This is a genomic window from Streptomyces sp. NPDC047981, from assembly GCF_040653315.1.
Classification (GTDB): Bacteria; Actinomycetota; Actinomycetes; order Streptomycetales; family Streptomycetaceae; genus Streptomyces.
Genome location: NZ_JBEZNQ010000004.1, coordinates 137,338 through 152,008, shown reverse-complemented (window position 1 = coordinate 152,008; position 14,671 = coordinate 137,338). Strand labels below are relative to the sequence as shown.

Genomic DNA, 14,671 nt, shown 5'->3' with positions numbered 1-14,671 from the left:
CTCGCGCCTCACAGCCATCGACGCCCTTACGGAACGTGATTCCCTTGTGAGACAGCATGGTTGACGTACAGTCACCGCAACAAGCGCTTCGGGCATATTCCAGCGCGAAGGAGTACGCATGGTCCATACTGTGCGACGCACGTTGCGGGGAGTCGAACAGGAGGACGTCCAGCGCCTCCACGGGGTACGAGCGGCGGGCATCGCCCGATCCGGGGTCACCGCTTCGGCGACACCGGGACGATCCGGGCTCACAACCACTCGCATCCCACGGAGAGTACCGGAGCGGGACCCCGACTCCGGGCCGTGACGGCCCGCCCGAAGGACACAACCCGATATCGACGCTCCGTGAGCGCCCGCGCACCGGGCGCCGCCGCGCGCGCCTACAGCGCGGCCGCCTCCGCCTCCTCCGCCCGCGCCCTGGTCGGGCCGCGCTCGGCCCGCACCCAGGCCCGCTTGAGGTGCAGATGCACGTCGGCCTCCCAGGTGAAGCCCATGCCGCCGTGGACCTGGAGGCAGTCCCGCGCGCACGCCACCGCCGCCTCGTCCGCGAGCAGCTTCGCCCCGGCGATCTCGACGGGATCGCCGGTGACGGCTGCTCCGTAGACGGCCGCCCTGGCCACCTCGGTCCGTACGAGCATCTCCGCGCAGAGGTGCTTCACGGCCTGGAACGCCCCGATGGCCTGCCCGAACTGCTCCCGCTCGCGGGCGTACGCGACGGCCGTCTCGGTGGTCCGCGCGGCGCTGCCGAGCTGTTCGGCGGCGCTGAGGAGGGACGCCGTCGACGCCACGCCCGTGCCGCCGCCCGCACCCCCGCCCGTACCCCTGTCGACCGCCACCCGGTGCAGGGGCGTCAGCGGGTCCACCGACCGCACGGGTACGGCCCCTTCGGCGTCCCCCAGGACCACGTCCGCCGCGTCCAGCCATTCCACGAGGCCGCCGTCGACGGCGGTCACCACGGCCTCGCCCTCGGCGGCGCCCTCGACCGTGCCCGCCGCGAGGTGGGTCGCGATCAGCGGGCCCGGCAGCAGCACCCGCCCCGCCTCCTCGAAGACGAGGACCGCCTCCGGCAGCCCGAGCCCCACACCGCCCGCCGCCTCCGGGAGCCGCAGCGCGAAGAACCCGGCGGCGCCCAGCTCCCGCCACAGCGCCCGGTCGAGCACCCGGGCGTCGACGGCCGCCCGCAGGGCGTCCCGGTCGAAGCGGCCGGCGAGCAGCTCCCGTACGCCCGCCCGCAGCGCCTTCTGGTCGTCCGTCAGCCGGAAGTCCACGAGACCACCACCCCTCATCGCCCCTTCGGCAGGCCGAGTATCCGCTCGGCGACGATGTTCCGCTGGATCTGACTGGTCCCGGCCGCGATCGTGTACGAGAGCGAGGACAGCCGGTCGAGGTTCCACTCCCGCCCGAGGTCGAGCGCGTCCGGGCCGAGGACCTCGGCCGCCGCGTCGTACAGCTCCTGCCGGGCGTGCGAGTACCGCAGTTTGAAGACCGAGCCGCCGATGCCGGGCACCCCGCCCACCGCCTGCGCCTCGCTGACGTTCCACTGGGTCAGCCGCCACAGCGCCCGGAACTCGGCGCTCAGCCGGCCGAGGCGGCGCCGGACGACGGGGTCGTCCCAGGTGCCGTTCTTCCGCGCGGCCGCGGCGAGTTCGGCGAGGACGCGCCGGCAGGCGACGACCTCGCCGACGAAGGCCGTGCCGCGCTCGAAGGACAGGGTCACCATCGTGACGCGCCAGCCGTCGTTCTCCTGCCCGACGCGGTTCGCGACCGGCACCCGGACCTCGTCGAGGAACATCTCCGCGAACTCCGTCGACCCGGCGAGCGTCCGCAGCGGACGGACCGTGATCCCGGGCGCGTCCATGGGCATCGCGAGCCAGGTGATGCCCCGGTGCTTGGGGCCGGAGGAGTCGGTCCTGACGAGCAGCTCGCACCAGTCGGCGACCTCCGCGTGCGAGGTCCAGATCTTCGACCCCGAGACGACGTAGTCGTCCCCGTCGCGTACCGCCCGGGTCCGCAGGCTCGCCAGGTCCGATCCGGCGTCCGGCTCGCTGAAGCCCTGGCACCACACCTCGTCGCCGCGCAGCACCGGCGGCAGCCAGCGCTCCCGCTGCTCGGCCGTGCCCTCGGCGGCGACGGTCGGCCCGGCGTGCAGCAGCCCGACGAAGTTCGCGCCCACGTACGGCGCCCCTGCCCGCTCGGTCTCCTCCAGGAAGATCAGCCGCTGGGTCGGCGGGGCGTCCCAGTGCACGTCCGCGTACCCCGCGTCGTACAGCCGTCGCTGCCAGCCGCAGTCGTACGCCCGGCGGCCCGGCCAGTCCAGCGGGTCGGGCCGGGGCGGCAGCGTCGGCAGGACGGTCCCGAGCCACTCCCGCAGCCGCGCCCGGAACTCCTCCTCGCCCGCGCCGTCGTCGAGGTCCATCAGACGATGCCCAGATCCAGCATGCGGATGGCGTTGCCGCGCATCAGCTTGTAGACCGTCTCGTCGTCGAGGCCCTGGACGTGGTCGAGGGCGACCTCCTTGGTGTGCGGGAAGGTGGAGTCGACGTGCGGGTAGTCGGTCTCGAAGGTGGCGTTGTCGCGGCCGACGACGTCGAGCGAGGCGATGCCGTGCTTGTCGCGGAAGAAGCAGCAGAACATCTGCCGGTAGTAGTACGTGGACGGCGGTTCGGGGATCAGGTCCCGCACCCCGCCCCAGGCCCGGTGCTCCTCCCACACGTCGTCGGCGCGCTCCAGGGCGTACGGGATCCAGCCCATCTGGCCCTCGCTGTAGGCGAGCTTGAGCCGGGGGAACTTCACCAGGACGCCGCTGAACAGGAAGTCCATCATCGAGGCCATCGCGTTGTTGAAGCTGAGCGAGGCCTGGACGGCGGGCGGGGCGTCGGGCGAGGCGGCCGGCATCTGGCTGCTGGAGCCGATGTGCATGTTGACGACCGTGCCGGTCTCCTGGCAGACCGCGAAGAACGGGTCCCAGTAGCCGGAGTGGATGGAGGGGAGGCCGAGGTAGGTCGGGATCTCGGAGAAGGTGACGGCCTTGACGCCCCGGGCCGCGTTCCGCCGGATCTCCGCCACCGCCAGGTCGATGTCCCAGAGCGGGATGATGCAGAGCGGGATGAGCCGGCCGCCGCTGTCGCCGCACCACTCCTCGACCATCCAGTCGTTGTAGGCGCGGACACAGGCGAGGGCGACCTCCTTGTCCTTGGCCTCGGCGAAGGTCTGGCCGCAGAAGCGGGGGAAGGTCGGGAAGCAGAGGCTCGCCTCGACGTGGTTGAGGTCCATGTCCTTGAGCCGCGCCACCGGGTCCCAGCAGCCGCGCCGCATCTCCTCGCGGGTGATGCCCTCCAGGGTCATGTCGTCCCGGTCGAAGCCGACGGCGGCGATGTTGCGCTTGTACGGGAACTTGAGGTCCTCGTAGATCCACCAGTCGGTGGGCGGGCCGTCCGGGTCCATCGTGATCTGGTACTTCCCGCCGACGTAGGCCAGCTCGCCGATCCCGGCGGTCAGCGGCTGGGGTCCCCGGTCGCGGTACTTGGCCGGCAGCCAGGTCTTGAAGAGGTGGGCCGGTTCGATCACGTGGTCGTCGACGCTGATGATCCGTGGAAGTTCCGCCATGAGAGTCTCCCGTCGCCGCTGACACTTATCTGTTTTCTGATGACCCGTCAGATAGCGGTCGGGCTCAGGTTAGCCCCAGCCCCCTGGACCGACAAGCGGCGGACCTCTACGCTCCCCCTCAAATCTGACTGGCCGTCAGCTAGAGCGGGCACCGGACGCGGAGGGGACCGTCATGACCGACACCGCACACACCCTGGGCACCGCCCGCACCCTGTGGGAGCTGGCAGAACGCCGTGCCGCGCTCACCCCCGACCGTCCCGTCCTGCTCCAGGAGGACCGGATCCTCACCTTCGGCGAACTCCGCGACCGCGCCGAGCGGTGCGCCGCCGGCCTGTACGGCATGGGCGTGCGGCCCGGCACCGTCGTGGCCTGGCAGCTGCCGACCCGGATCGAGACCGCGGTGCTCTCCTTCGCGCTCGCCCGCCTCGGCGCCGTGCAGACCCCCGTCATCCCGTTCTACCGGGACCGCGAGGTCGGCTTCGCGCTGCGCGAGTCGAAGGCCGAGTTCTTCGCCGTACCGGGCGTGTGGCGCGGCTTCGACCACACCGAGATGGCCCACCGGCTCGGCGCGCGCGGGGTCTTCGAGGCGTACGGCCCCGAGTCCCTGCCCGACGGCGACCCGGCCGTCCTCCCGCCGCCCCCGTCGAACGGCACGGACGTCCGGTGGATCTACTGGACCTCGGGCACCACCTCGGACCCCAAGGGCGTCCTGCACACCGACCGTTCCCTGATCGCGGGCGGCTCGTGCCTCGCGCACGCCCTGCACCTGACCGAGGACGACATCGGCTCGATGGCCTTCCCGTACGCCCACATCGCCGGGCCCGACTACACGGTGATGCTCCTGCTGTACGGCTTCCCCGCGGTGATGTTCGAGCAGTTCGCGCTGCCCGGCGCGCTCGCCGAGTACCGCAGGCACGGCGTGACCGTGGCCGGCGGATCCACCGCCTTCTACTCGATGTTCCTCGCCGAACAGCGCAAGCTGCCGCCCGGCGAGAAGCTGATACCGAGCCTGCGGCTGCTCGCGGGCGGCGGGGCGCCCAAGCCGCCGGAGATCTACCACGCGGTCGTCCGCGAGATGGGCTGCCAGCTCACCCACGGCTACGGCATGACCGAGGTCCCGATGATCACGATGGGCTCGCCCGACGACACGGTGGAGAACCTGGCGACCACGGAGGGGCGGCCGCCGCGGGGCATGGAGATCCGGATCGCCGACGACGGCTCGGGCAACGGGGAGGTCAGGCTGCGCGGCGAGGCCGTCTGCCAGGGCTATCTGGACCCGGCGCAGACCGCCGCCGCCTTCGACGAGGACGGCTTCCTGATCACCGGCGACGTCGGACACGTCACCGCGAGCGGCCATCTCGTGCTGACCGGGCGGATCAAGGACATCATCATCCGCAAGGGCGAGAACATCTCCGCCAAGGAGATCGAGGACCTCCTCCACGAGCACCCGGGCGTCGGCGACGCGGCCGTGATCGGGCTCCCCGACGCCGAACGCGGGGAGCGGGTCTGCGCGGTGGTCGAGCAGCCGCCGGGCGCGGACCCGCTGACGCTCGCGGCCGTCACGGAGTTCCTGCGCGCGCAGGGCCTCTCCGTCCACAAGCTGCCGGAACAGCTGGAGGTCGTCGAGGCCCTGCCCCGCAACGAGACGCTGCGCAAGGTGCTGAAGTACCGGCTCAGGGAGCGCTACTCCGTCATGAAGTAGTGCGCGAAGGCGTTCACCGCCGCCTGCTCGTCGACCGACCCGGAGGCGCCGACCGGGAGCGTACGGGCGCTGAGCGCGGCCGGGACCGGCGGGATGCCGAGGACGAGCAGCGCCCGTTCCACGTCGGCCGGGGTGGTGGCGATGGCGAGGACGGCGTGCAGGAAGGGCCGGGCGATCTCGGCGAACCGCTCGGGGTGGTCGTGCAGCCGCTTCACCGCGCCGCCGAGGAACTCCGCGCGGCTGACCTTCTGGTCCCCGTCGATGTCGGCGATCCCCGCCATGCCCTGCCAGAACGCCTCGGCGCCGTCGCAGAGCGCCTGGCCCCGGTCGGAGCGGAAGGAGACGTCGAACTCCGTCAGGAGGCGCTTGGCCGCCGTGCTGAAGTCCTCGCGCGAGATCGTCCCGTCGCCGTCCTGGTCGAAGGCGGCGAAGCGGCGGGCGATCCGCTGCTCGAAGAGCTGTCCGGGGTCCTGCTCGGGTTCCATGGGCTGCATTCCTGGGAGGGTACGACGATCCGGGGCGCCGTGCCGAGTGGGTGACCGGCCGGTCAGGCCGAGAGCGGCTGCGTCTCCTCGTCGACGGCCTCCGCCGCGTCCCCGTACACGTCGAAGAGGCGGCGCACCCCGAGGGCGGCGAGGACCCGGTTGACGTGCGACGCGTCCTCCGACCCCCGGGCGGGCAGGACCACGCGGAGGCGGCCCTGGCAGGAACGCATCAGGCGGCGCGCGGCGATCAGCACACCGACCCCGCTGGAGTCGCAGAACAGCACCCCCGAGAGGTCGAGCACGACGTCGTGCCGGCCGCCCGCGACGGCGTCGTGGACCCGTCTCCTGACCAGCGGCGAGGTCAGCAGGTCCAGCTCCCCGCGGATCCGCAGCACGGTCCAGGGACCCAGCTCTTCGACGTCGACATGGAGGTTCACACTGCGCACCCTTCGGGAGGAAGCGGTGATATCAAGCGGAGGAGGTCGTTCCCGTCCTCTGCCGCTGCCCCGGGAACGCGGCCCGAAACCCTCCGGATGACGAACGGCGGTTTCCTTACCATCCGGTAGGGCCCGTGGGGGCGTACTTGTCACAAAGGGGCGTGCACCCATCGACGGCGCATTACTTTGGAGGGTGAACTCGGGTCGGGAGGTCGACGCATGGCGAAGGACACACCACCGCGCTGGGACCGCAGGATGCAGCAGCGGCTGGCGCGCGGTGAGGCCGCCGCGCTCGGCGAGCTCTACGACCGGTTCGCCTCCCTGGTGCACAGCCTCGCCCACCGGGTCCTCGACGACGACAGCGCGGCCGACCAGGTCACCCGCGAGGTCTTCGGCTACATCTGGGAGAACCCCGACGCCTACGACCCCAAGCAGGGCAACATGCGCTCCTGGGTCGCCAAGCTGACCCAGCGCCAGGCCGTGCACCGGCTGCGGCAGACGGAGACGACGGCGTACGCGGAGACCGGCGAGGGCTCGGCGGAGGAGCTGGAGCAGAAGGTGCGCCGGGCCTCGGTCGCGGCCCGCGCCGACTACATCGTGACGTCGATGCCTGCGCCGCTGCGCGCGGCCCTCGAACTGGCCTACTTCCAGCGCCGCGACTACCGCCAGACCGCCGCCGACCTCGGGGTCACGGAGGACGAGGCGCGGCGCAGGCTGCGCCTCGGGCTGCAGCTGCTCTCGACGGCGAACACCCGCCCGCTGGAGGGCTCCTCGCCGCCCGGGTACGGACGCTCGCTGTGAACGGCCCCGACGACACGCCCGACGACGTGGCGCGCGCTCCCCGGATACCGGGACCCCGCGCGGCCGCGGACGACCACGCGGACCTGACCGCCGACCTGACCGCCCACCTGGCGGCGGATCCGGCAGCGGGACCGGCGCCCGAAGGGGTGACCGCAGGGACGGCGGAAACGACCGCCGAAGCAGCCGCCGGACCGAGCGCCGACGCGGCGGAGCCGCCCGAGGAGCCGGTGCTGGCCGTGGCCCCTGCGCCGCCTCCCCCGCCGCCGCACAGTGTCCTGAAATCGCTCCTCGGCGCGTGGGCGCTCTCGGCCTGTTCGCCCGAGGAGACCCAGGCCGTCGAGGACCACCTGACCGAGTGCGCCCCGTGCGCCGACGAGGCACTGCGGCTGCGCGACGCGGTCGCGCTGCTGCACTCCGAGCGGGACCTTGACCTCGACCCGCTGCTGCGCTCCCGGGTCCTGGAGAACTGCCTGGGCCGCCGCCCGGCCCGCATCCCGGTGCCGGCCTGGGCGACGCCGTACGACGCGGAGACCGCCCGGCTCGACGCGCTGCTGCGGGACATCGGCGAGTCCGAGTGGCACGCGCCGGTCCGGCTGAAGTGGTTCGAGGGCGAGCGCCCGGTCACCCGCAAGACGACGGTGGCCGGCGTGATCGGCCATCTCCTGACGGTGGACGGGCTGGTGTCCTCCGCGCTCGGTCTGGACGACCCGCTGGGCCCGAAGGCCACGGCCGTCACGCCCGTGGAGCGCACCGAGGAGTACTGGCGCGGCTCGTTCCACCCGCCGACGCGCGGGGTGCGCGAGCCGTGGCGGGAGCAGAGCCACACCCTGATCCGCACGGTCTCGTTCGCCGGGCGCGGGGTCGCCGACCTGACGGTGACGTACGGGGACTTCGCCCTGCCGATGCGGGACTCGCTCCTGGAGCGGGCCTTCGAGTGCTGGGTGCATGCCGACGACATCGCGAACGCGGTGGCGTATCCGTACGAGCCGCCGAGCGGCGCTCATCTGCACGGCATGATCGACCTGGCGGCCCGGCTGCTTCCGGCGGCCCTCGCCGACCGGCGCCGTGCGGGTCTGGCCTCGCCGCCGCGCGAGCTCGTCGCGGCGGGCGCCCCCGGCCGCTCGCTCCACCTGGAGGTCGAGGGCTCGGGCGGCGGCCACTGGTACATCGCCCTGGACTCCCCCGCGGCCGTCGGCTCCCCGGACCACGCGGTGGCCCAGGTGGCGATGGACGGCGTCGAGTTCTGCCAGCTCGTGGCCGGCCACATCCCGCCCGAGGAGGCGGCGGCCGGTCAGGACGGCGACCGCGAGGCCATCCGCGACGTCCTCTTCGCGGCGGCCTCGCTCAGCAGGCTGTGAGAGGGGCGGGGAGCCCGGTCAGGCGAAGACGACCGTGCGGCGGCCGTTGAGCAGGATGCGGCGCTCGGCGTGCCACTTCACCGCGCGGGCGAGCGCCTGGCACTCCACGTCGCGGCCGACCGCCACCAGCTGGTCGGGCGTGACCTCGTGGCCGACGCGCTCGACCTCCTGCTCGATGATCGGGCCCTCGTCGAGGTCGGCCGTCACGTAGTGGGCCGTCGCGCCGATCAGCTTCACACCGCGCGCGTGCGCCTGGTGGTAGGGCTTGGCGCCCTTGAAGCTCGGCAGGAAGGAGTGGTGGATGTTGATGATCCGGCCCGACAGCTGCTTGCACAGGTCGTCGGAGAGCACCTGCATGTAGCGGGCGAGCACGACCAGCTCGACGTTCTCCTCGCGGACGAGGGCGAGCAGTTCGGCCTCGGCCTCCGGCTTGTTCTCCTTCGTCACCGGAATGTGCCGGAACGGGATGCCGTACGAGCTGACCAGCTCGGAGAAGTCCGTGTGGTTGGAGACGACCGCGACGATCTCGACCGGCAGCGCGCCGATCCGGGAGCGGAACAGCAGGTCGTTCAGGCAGTGGCCGAACTTCGACACCATCAGCACGACGCGCATCCGCTCGTCGGCCCGGTTGATGTGCCAGTCCATCGTGAACGAGTCGCCGACCGCCGCGAAGCTCGCCCGGAGCTTCTCCACGGTCACCGGCTCCTCCGCGGAGAAGTGGACGCGCATGAAGAAGAGGCCGGTGTCCCGGTCCTTGAACTGCTGACTGTCCTCGATGTTGCAGCCCGTGATGAAGAGGTAGCTCGACACGGCGTGCACGATGCCCTGTTTGTCGGGGCAGGAGAGCGTGAGGACGTACTGGTCGGTCATCCCCGTAGCCTTTCACATCCGGCCATCGGGCCGGCCTGCCGTCCGTCAGACGGACCCGGTCATGATCCGCAGCACGTCGAGGGAGCGCGGGGGTGTGTCCGGGTCCTCGCCGTCCGCCGACGCCATCCGTATGTGTGCCTCGCGGGCGGCGCGCACGGCCTCCGGCCACCCGTGGTGCTCCATGTACGCGGAGAACGGCGCGTCGGGCCCGACCTGGTGCATGATCCGCAGCACCCGCAGCACGGCCACGTCCACCAGGGCGGCCTCGCCGGAGTCGCGGAAGATCGTTCCGACGTACTTCTCGGCGGACCAGTTGTCCAGCCACGTGTCCTCGACCAGGCGGTAGACGGCGTCGGTGACGTCGCCGTACCCCTCCTGGCCGGCCAGCCAGGTGGTCTCGTGGAACGCGGGGTCGGAGAGCATGTGCAGCGCCGAGCGCACGTTGCTGCGCCAGCGCCACCACGGCAAGTCGTTGAGCGGCATGCCGCCCATGGTGGAGGAGCGACGGCCGCGACGGGAAGAGTTCACCGAACCCGAGACTGGACTGGACACCGTTCGATCGTACGTTCCCCCTCAAGATCGCCCGACCAGCACCCTTCGCGCGCTCCTCCCGCACCCCTCCCATCAGGCAGGCCACCCCGGTAATTCACCCTCACGTCACCTCGCGTTGAACCGTGCACACTTCTGCGTTACCCGTGAGGCGGAATTGTGCGTGCTCATGACCGGTAGGCGACTGACCTCACTTCTCGCGTACGTCACGGCGACAGCGGCGGGTGCGTCGTTGCTCACCGGCTGTGGCGTGATCCCTGGGACCTCGGGGGGGTCCAGGGAACCCGTCACCGTCATGACCTGGGCACCCGACGGGACCCGCGCCACCAACCAGCCCGGCATGCCCGCCATGGCCCAGGCGTTCGCCCGCTGGGTCAACGCCTCCGGCGGGATCGACGGCCACGAGCTCAGGATCCTCACCTGCAACGAGCAGAACACCTCCGCCGGTGCGGCCGCCTGCGCCCGCCGGGCCGTCAGCGAGAAGGTCGTCGCCGTCGTCGGCTCCTACAGCCAGAACGGCCGGGCCTTCATGGCGCCCCTGGAGGCAGCCGAGATCCCGTACATCGGCGGGTACGGCGTCTCCGAGGACGAGTTCACCAGCCCGCTCTCCTACCCCGTGAACGGCGGCCTCGCCTCGCTCATGGCCGGTCACGGCATGCAGCTCGCCGAGTCCTGCCGCAAGGTCTCCCTGGTCCGGCCCGACACCCTCGCCGGCGACAAGCTGCCCGACCTGCTCAACTCCGGACTGCGCAAGAGCAGCCACGACGGTGCCACCGACATCCCGGCCGTCGAGGACGCCGCCGAGTACACCGCCCAGGCCAAGCGGGCCCGCTCCAAGGCGGGCACGGAGGACGGCTGTGTCGCGGCCGTCCTCGGTGAGCGCACCCAGACCTTCTTCGACTCCTTCCGCCGCCTCCCCGAGCAGGAGGACGAGAACGGCCGGGGCGACGACGAGGGCCAGGACGACAAGGGCGCGGAGAGCGTACGGATCTCCTCCGTGCTCGGCAGCGTCAGCCAGCCCGTCGTCGACCGCACCGGCGGCGCGCACAGCCCCTTCGAGGGCGCGTACGTCACCGGCTGGTACCCGGAGGCGAACGACGAGCGCTGGGCGCCGATGCGCAAGGTGATCAAGGAGCACGCGTTCGTCGACAACCGCGTCGACCCGACCGACGCGGGCGTCCAGACGACCTGGATCGCGTACACCGTCCTGAAGAAGGTGATCGAGTCGCTCGACACCGACTCGGTCTCGGCGGCCGCCGTCGCGCACGCCCTGGACCGCGGGGTGCAGATCGACACCGGCGGCCTCACCCCGACGCTGCGCTGGCGCTACGAGGACATGCTCGGCGCCCCCCGCTTCCCCCGGATCGTCAACCACGAGGTGACGTTCCAGGTGGTCCGCAAGGGGCAGCTCGTGGCGCAGAAGCCGGGCTTCGTCGACGTCGGCGACACCGTACTCAGCGCTCCGTAACGGCCCGGCGCTCCGTATCGGCCCGGGCGGGGTGCCCGCCCGGGCGGTGGTGCCCGCCCGGGCGGCGCCCCCGCGCTACAGCTGGGTGGCGCTCCGCTTCGACAGGCCGTACTTCTCCGCCGTCGGGTTCCACAGCGTGGCCGCCTGGCGCTTGGCGACCGTGGCGTCGGAGCTCTGCTTGCCGGCCTCGACCGTGTGCGAGGTGCCCCGGGCCTTGCCGCCCTTGCAGAGCTTCTTGTTGCCCTTCACCTGGTCCGCCCAGGCGGCGTAGTGGTCGTCGGCGGACGCCGAGGCCTGCCAGGCCTTGGTGAGCGCGGTGTTCAGGGCCGCGTTGTCCGGGAGCTTGTCGACGGTCAGGCCCTGCAGCCGGGTCACCAGGGCGCGCCGCTGCCCGGCGGCGTCCCGCAGGTCGGTGGCGGCCTGGTCGAGGTTCTTGCACTGCTTGATGGCCTCGACCGAGCGGATCACCGCGTCACGGCTGTTGTTGCTGTCGGCGAGCAGCTTGTCGAGGGCCTCCGCCTGCGCCGCGACGGGATCGGTGCCCTTCGAGGTCGGCTCGGTCGACGGGGTGCCGGAGCTCGCGGCCACGTTCTGCGCCGGGCCCTTGTCCTTCTCGTCGTCCCCGCCGCTGAGCAGCGCCCCGGCGCCGAGGCCGACGACGGCGCAGCCGACGACGACGGCGGCGATCAGGGCGAGGGGCGACCTGCGGCGCGGCTCGGGCTCGTCGTCGTAGTCGTCCTGGTACGCGCCCTGGAAGGCCGGCGGCACGGGCGGCTGCTGGTGGAACTGCTGCTGTTGCTGGAACTGCTGCTGCGGGGGCTGCGGGGCGGGCCGGCCGTACGGCGTCTGCCCGGCGGGGGGCTGCGGCAGGTGCTGCGTGGCGTCGCTGCGGAAGAGGTTGTCGAACTCGGCGGGCGGCTGCCGCTCGCCGGGCCCCTGCGTGGGCACGGGGGCGATGTACTGGGTGGCGTCGGACGCCCCGGCGGGCTGCTGCGGCGCCCCCAGCGGGCCGGTGCCGAGGAACTGGGTGTCCTGGCCGCCGCCCTGGGCGGCGATCGGCGGGATGTGCTGGGTGGCCTGCATGTCGGCGACGGGCGGCGTGGGCGCGGCCTGGGGGTAGCCGTAGCCGGCCGGGCCGGCCGGCTGGGCGGGCGCCGGGTAGCCGTAGCCGCCGGGCGGCGGGGTGTCGGCGGGTATCTGCCCGTGCGCCCCGGGCATCGCGCCCGGCATCGGTCCGGGCATCGGCCCGGGTCCGGCGGGCGGCGCGCCCTGCGGCGGGACCGGCGCGATGTACTGCGTCGCCTGCATGTCGGAGGCTCCGCCCGGCACGGCCTCCGGCGGGAGCGGCTGGGCCGGGGGCAGGGGCTGCGCGGACGGCTGGTACTGCGGGGGCTGCTGCCCCTGCGGCGCCCCACCGGGGCCCCAGGCGCCGCCCCACGGCGTGCCGCCGGCCGGGCCTGTGCCCTGGCCGGTCTCCACGCCGCCCTCCGCGGGCAGCACGACACCTTCGTGCGTCGGCCGTGCCGCCGGATACTGCGGCTCCGGCCCCTGTCCGCTCTGCGTCACCGGGACTCCCACTGATGGACCTACGGAATCGTCGGCTCACGCTACCGGGTGCGTCCAGGGCCGCGCACACACGTGTGAGACCGGTAACAGACCCACAACGGGCCCGCACCGGTCTCACCGTCAACTCCCGTGCCGCTGTGGCCCGATCGCCCCCGTTCGTACCGTTCAGAGGCTGCGGGCGGTGATGTCGCCCTGGATGGTGGTCGCCTTGATGTTCAGCTCGGCGGCGGCACCGACGGCGTTGGCGAGGGAGTTGTGGACGCGGCCCAGGGTGGTGCCGGCGTCGAGGGTGGCGGAGACCCCGCGCCCCGCGTCGACCGACAGGTCGCCGGACTGGGTGGACAGGACGACCGCGCCCCGGGTGGCCTCGGCGATCCGGATGTCGCCCTTCAGGGTGCTGATGTCGGCCGGGCCGCTCAGCCGGCCGACGGTGACGTCACCGCCGAGGGCGGTGAGCCGGATGCTCGCGGCCTCGTCGATCTTGACCGCGCCGTGCGCGCCGTCGAAGGCGATGTCACCGAGCCGCCCGACGCCCCGGAACTCCGCGGCGGCCGACTTGCCCTCGACGCGGGAGCCGGCGGGCACCTGGACGGTGACCTCGACGGAGCCGACGTTGCCGAGGAGACCGTTCTTCGCGGGCGGGGTGGTGACCCGCAGGACGCCGTCCTCGTAGCTGACGGCGGTCTGCTCGGCGGCCTTCACGTCGCGGCCCTTCGCGGGGTTGGCCGGCCGGACCTCGACCGTGGCGTCGGCCCGGTCGGCGGCGATGACCTGGACGCGCCCGGCGGCGATGTCGACGACGGCGGCGATCGGGGCGGTGGTGGCGAACTTGTTCATGGTCTCTCTCCTGGCTTCCGTGTGCTGCGCTCCGTGTTTCTGACAAGAGAAACGCTACGTTGTCTTCACGGATCCAGCAACAAGCTCGTTGCACCCAAACGGAATCGCAGCAGGTAAAGACAGTTATTTCATTGCAACGACCTGCGCGATAACGCAACGAACCAACGCTCACGCGTTGCATTGGACGGGGAGTGAACGCTATGCTGGCCGCCACGGAGAACAGATCGAAGGGAGATCGCGGTGCCGGGAGGCAGACTCACCCAGCAGGAACGCCAGCAGATCGCGCTGGGGCTCGCCGACGACCTCGCGTACGCGGAGATCGCCAGGCGCCTGGACCGCCCGACCTCGACGATCACCCGCGAGGTGATGCGCAACGGCGGCCCCACCGCCTACCGCGCCGACCTGGCCCACCGCGCCACCGAACACCGCGCGCACCGGCGCAGGCCGGCCACCCCCAAGGGCACTCAGGCGCCCCCGCAGCCCTACGGCCGCGACGCCGAGGCGGTCCGCGCGTACGAGGAGCAGTTCACCACCCTCCTCATGAGCCAGGGCCTGCCCAAGATGACCGCCTCGGTGCTGACCTGCATCTTCACCACCGACACGGGCAGCCTCACGGCGGCCGAGCTCGTCCAGCGCCTCCAGGTCAGCCCCGCGTCCGTCTCCAAGGCCATCGCGTTCCTGGAGAGCCAGGGCCTGGTCCGCCGGGAACGGGACGAGCGGCGCCGCGACCGCTACTTCGCCGACGCCGACGTCTGGTACCAGTCGATGGTGGCCGCCGCCCGGTCCAACGCCGAGTTCGCCGCGACCGCGCGCGAGGGCGTCCGCGTCCTCGGCGCCGACACCCCGGCCGCCGAACGCCTGGAGAACATCGCCCGCTTCATGGACTTCGTCGCCGAGAGCATCACGCGCGCCGCCGAACAGGCCCGCGAGGTCCTCCACACGAAGTCCACCCCGTAGGGCCTGTCGTTTGGATCAGGCCGGATCAGGGAGCG

General features: G+C 72.3%; 14 protein-coding genes. 5 read left to right on the top strand and 9 right to left on the bottom strand.

Annotated elements, in window-relative coordinates; translation table 11 throughout:
* Positions 1 to 380 precede the first annotated feature (380 nt).
* Genes AB0E14_RS04435 through AB0E14_RS04425 form a run of 3 tightly spaced genes read right to left on the bottom strand, consistent with a single transcriptional unit; the run spans position 381 to position 3,606 of the window.
* Positions 381 to 1,268: an acyl-CoA dehydrogenase family protein gene (locus AB0E14_RS04435; RefSeq protein ID WP_362411766.1), complete on the bottom strand. Its 888-nt coding sequence runs from the start codon at positions 1,266 to 1,268 to the stop codon at positions 381 to 383.
* Positions 1,269 to 1,282: 14 nt separating this feature from the next.
* A complete protein-coding gene (locus tag AB0E14_RS04430) occupies positions 1,283 to 2,416 on the bottom strand; it encodes an acyl-CoA dehydrogenase (protein WP_362411763.1) in 1,134 nt (377 codons plus the stop codon).
* Complete coding sequence (locus AB0E14_RS04425) at positions 2,416 to 3,606, bottom strand: amidohydrolase family protein (RefSeq protein ID WP_362411761.1); 1,191 nt, start codon at positions 3,604 to 3,606, stop codon at positions 2,416 to 2,418. The genes AB0E14_RS04430 and AB0E14_RS04425 overlap by 1 nt, the downstream gene beginning before the upstream one ends.
* Before the next feature lie 172 nt (positions 3,607 to 3,778).
* Between AB0E14_RS04425 and AB0E14_RS04420 the strand changes: the two genes are divergently transcribed.
* The gene (locus AB0E14_RS04420; protein WP_362411758.1) at positions 3,779 to 5,308 is read left to right on the top strand and encodes an AMP-binding protein; all 1,530 of its coding nucleotides are present in this window, start codon (positions 3,779 to 3,781) and stop codon (positions 5,306 to 5,308) included.
* Here the strand turns inward: AB0E14_RS04420 and AB0E14_RS04415 are convergent.
* Complete coding sequence (locus AB0E14_RS04415) at positions 5,290 to 5,802, bottom strand: EF-hand domain-containing protein (protein WP_362411755.1); 513 nt, start codon at positions 5,800 to 5,802, stop codon at positions 5,290 to 5,292. The two genes, AB0E14_RS04420 and AB0E14_RS04415, sit on opposite strands and share 19 nt — an antisense overlap.
* Positions 5,803 to 5,855: 53 nt before the next feature.
* A complete protein-coding gene (locus tag AB0E14_RS04410) occupies positions 5,856 to 6,230 on the bottom strand; it encodes an STAS domain-containing protein (protein WP_362411752.1) in 375 nt (124 codons plus the stop codon).
* Positions 6,231 to 6,449: 219 nt separating this feature from the next.
* On the opposite strand from AB0E14_RS04410, the gene AB0E14_RS04405 reads away from it, so the two are divergent.
* Positions 6,450 to 7,031: a sigma-70 family RNA polymerase sigma factor gene (locus AB0E14_RS04405; protein ID WP_362411749.1), complete on the top strand. Its 582-nt coding sequence runs from the start codon at positions 6,450 to 6,452 to the stop codon at positions 7,029 to 7,031.
* Positions 7,028 to 8,389 (top strand): zf-HC2 domain-containing protein, encoded by a 1,362-nt coding sequence (locus AB0E14_RS04400; protein ID WP_362411746.1) that lies wholly within the window; start codon positions 7,028 to 7,030, stop codon positions 8,387 to 8,389. Before AB0E14_RS04405 ends, AB0E14_RS04400 begins: the two co-directional genes overlap by 4 nt.
* A gap of 18 nt (positions 8,390 to 8,407) precedes the next feature.
* Here the strand turns inward: AB0E14_RS04400 and purU are convergent, their stop codons facing one another.
* Entirely contained in the window at positions 8,408 to 9,259 is an 852-nt protein-coding gene (purU, locus tag AB0E14_RS04395) for a formyltetrahydrofolate deformylase (protein ID WP_362411743.1), read from the bottom strand.
* 45 nt (positions 9,260 to 9,304) lie between these two features.
* Complete coding sequence (locus tag AB0E14_RS04390; protein ID WP_362411890.1) at positions 9,305 to 9,751, bottom strand: hypothetical protein; 447 nt, start codon at positions 9,749 to 9,751, stop codon at positions 9,305 to 9,307.
* Between the two features lie 226 nt (positions 9,752 to 9,977).
* Between AB0E14_RS04390 and AB0E14_RS04385 the strand changes: the two genes are divergently transcribed.
* Entirely contained in the window at positions 9,978 to 11,276 is a 1,299-nt protein-coding gene (locus tag AB0E14_RS04385) for an ABC transporter substrate-binding protein (RefSeq protein ID WP_362411740.1), read from the top strand.
* Between the two features lie 75 nt (positions 11,277 to 11,351).
* On the opposite strand, the gene AB0E14_RS04380 is transcribed toward AB0E14_RS04385, so the two are convergent.
* Together AB0E14_RS04380 and AB0E14_RS04375 are read right to left on the bottom strand one after the other, a co-directional pair.
* A complete protein-coding gene (locus AB0E14_RS04380; protein WP_362411737.1) occupies positions 11,352 to 12,842 on the bottom strand; it encodes a hypothetical protein in 1,491 nt (496 codons plus the stop codon).
* 165 nt (positions 12,843 to 13,007) lie between these two features.
* Complete coding sequence (locus AB0E14_RS04375; RefSeq protein ID WP_362411733.1) at positions 13,008 to 13,679, bottom strand: DUF4097 family beta strand repeat-containing protein; 672 nt, start codon at positions 13,677 to 13,679, stop codon at positions 13,008 to 13,010.
* A gap of 240 nt (positions 13,680 to 13,919) precedes the next feature.
* Here AB0E14_RS04375 and AB0E14_RS04370 point away from each other — a divergent pair, with 240 nt between their 5' ends.
* Positions 13,920 to 14,636: a helix-turn-helix domain-containing protein gene (locus AB0E14_RS04370; protein WP_362411730.1), complete on the top strand. Its 717-nt coding sequence runs from the start codon at positions 13,920 to 13,922 to the stop codon at positions 14,634 to 14,636.
* Positions 14,637 to 14,671: the final 35 nt, after the last annotated feature.

Coding starts and splice junctions, on each gene's coding strand:
- AB0E14_RS04430 (WP_362411763.1), bottom strand. CDS start 2,416: ATGGACCTCGACGACGGCGCGGGCGAGGAGGAGTTCCGGGCGCGGCTG.
- AB0E14_RS04425 (WP_362411761.1), bottom strand. CDS start 3,606: ATGGCGGAACTTCCACGGATCATCAGCGTCGACGACCACGTGATCGAA.
- AB0E14_RS04420 (WP_362411758.1), top strand. CDS start 3,779: ATGACCGACACCGCACACACCCTGGGCACCGCCCGCACCCTGTGGGAG.
- AB0E14_RS04415 (WP_362411755.1), bottom strand. CDS start 5,802: ATGCAGCCCATGGAACCCGAGCAGGACCCCGGACAGCTCTTCGAGCAG.
- AB0E14_RS04405 (WP_362411749.1), top strand. CDS start 6,450: ATGGCGAAGGACACACCACCGCGCTGGGACCGCAGGATGCAGCAGCGG.
- purU (WP_362411743.1), bottom strand. CDS start 9,259: ATGACCGACCAGTACGTCCTCACGCTCTCCTGCCCCGACAAACAGGGC.
- AB0E14_RS04390 (WP_362411890.1), bottom strand. CDS start 9,751: ATGGGCGGCATGCCGCTCAACGACTTGCCGTGGTGGCGCTGGCGCAGC.
- AB0E14_RS04385 (WP_362411740.1), top strand. CDS start 9,978: ATGACCGGTAGGCGACTGACCTCACTTCTCGCGTACGTCACGGCGACA.
- AB0E14_RS04375 (WP_362411733.1), bottom strand. CDS start 13,679: ATGAACAAGTTCGCCACCACCGCCCCGATCGCCGCCGTCGTCGACATC.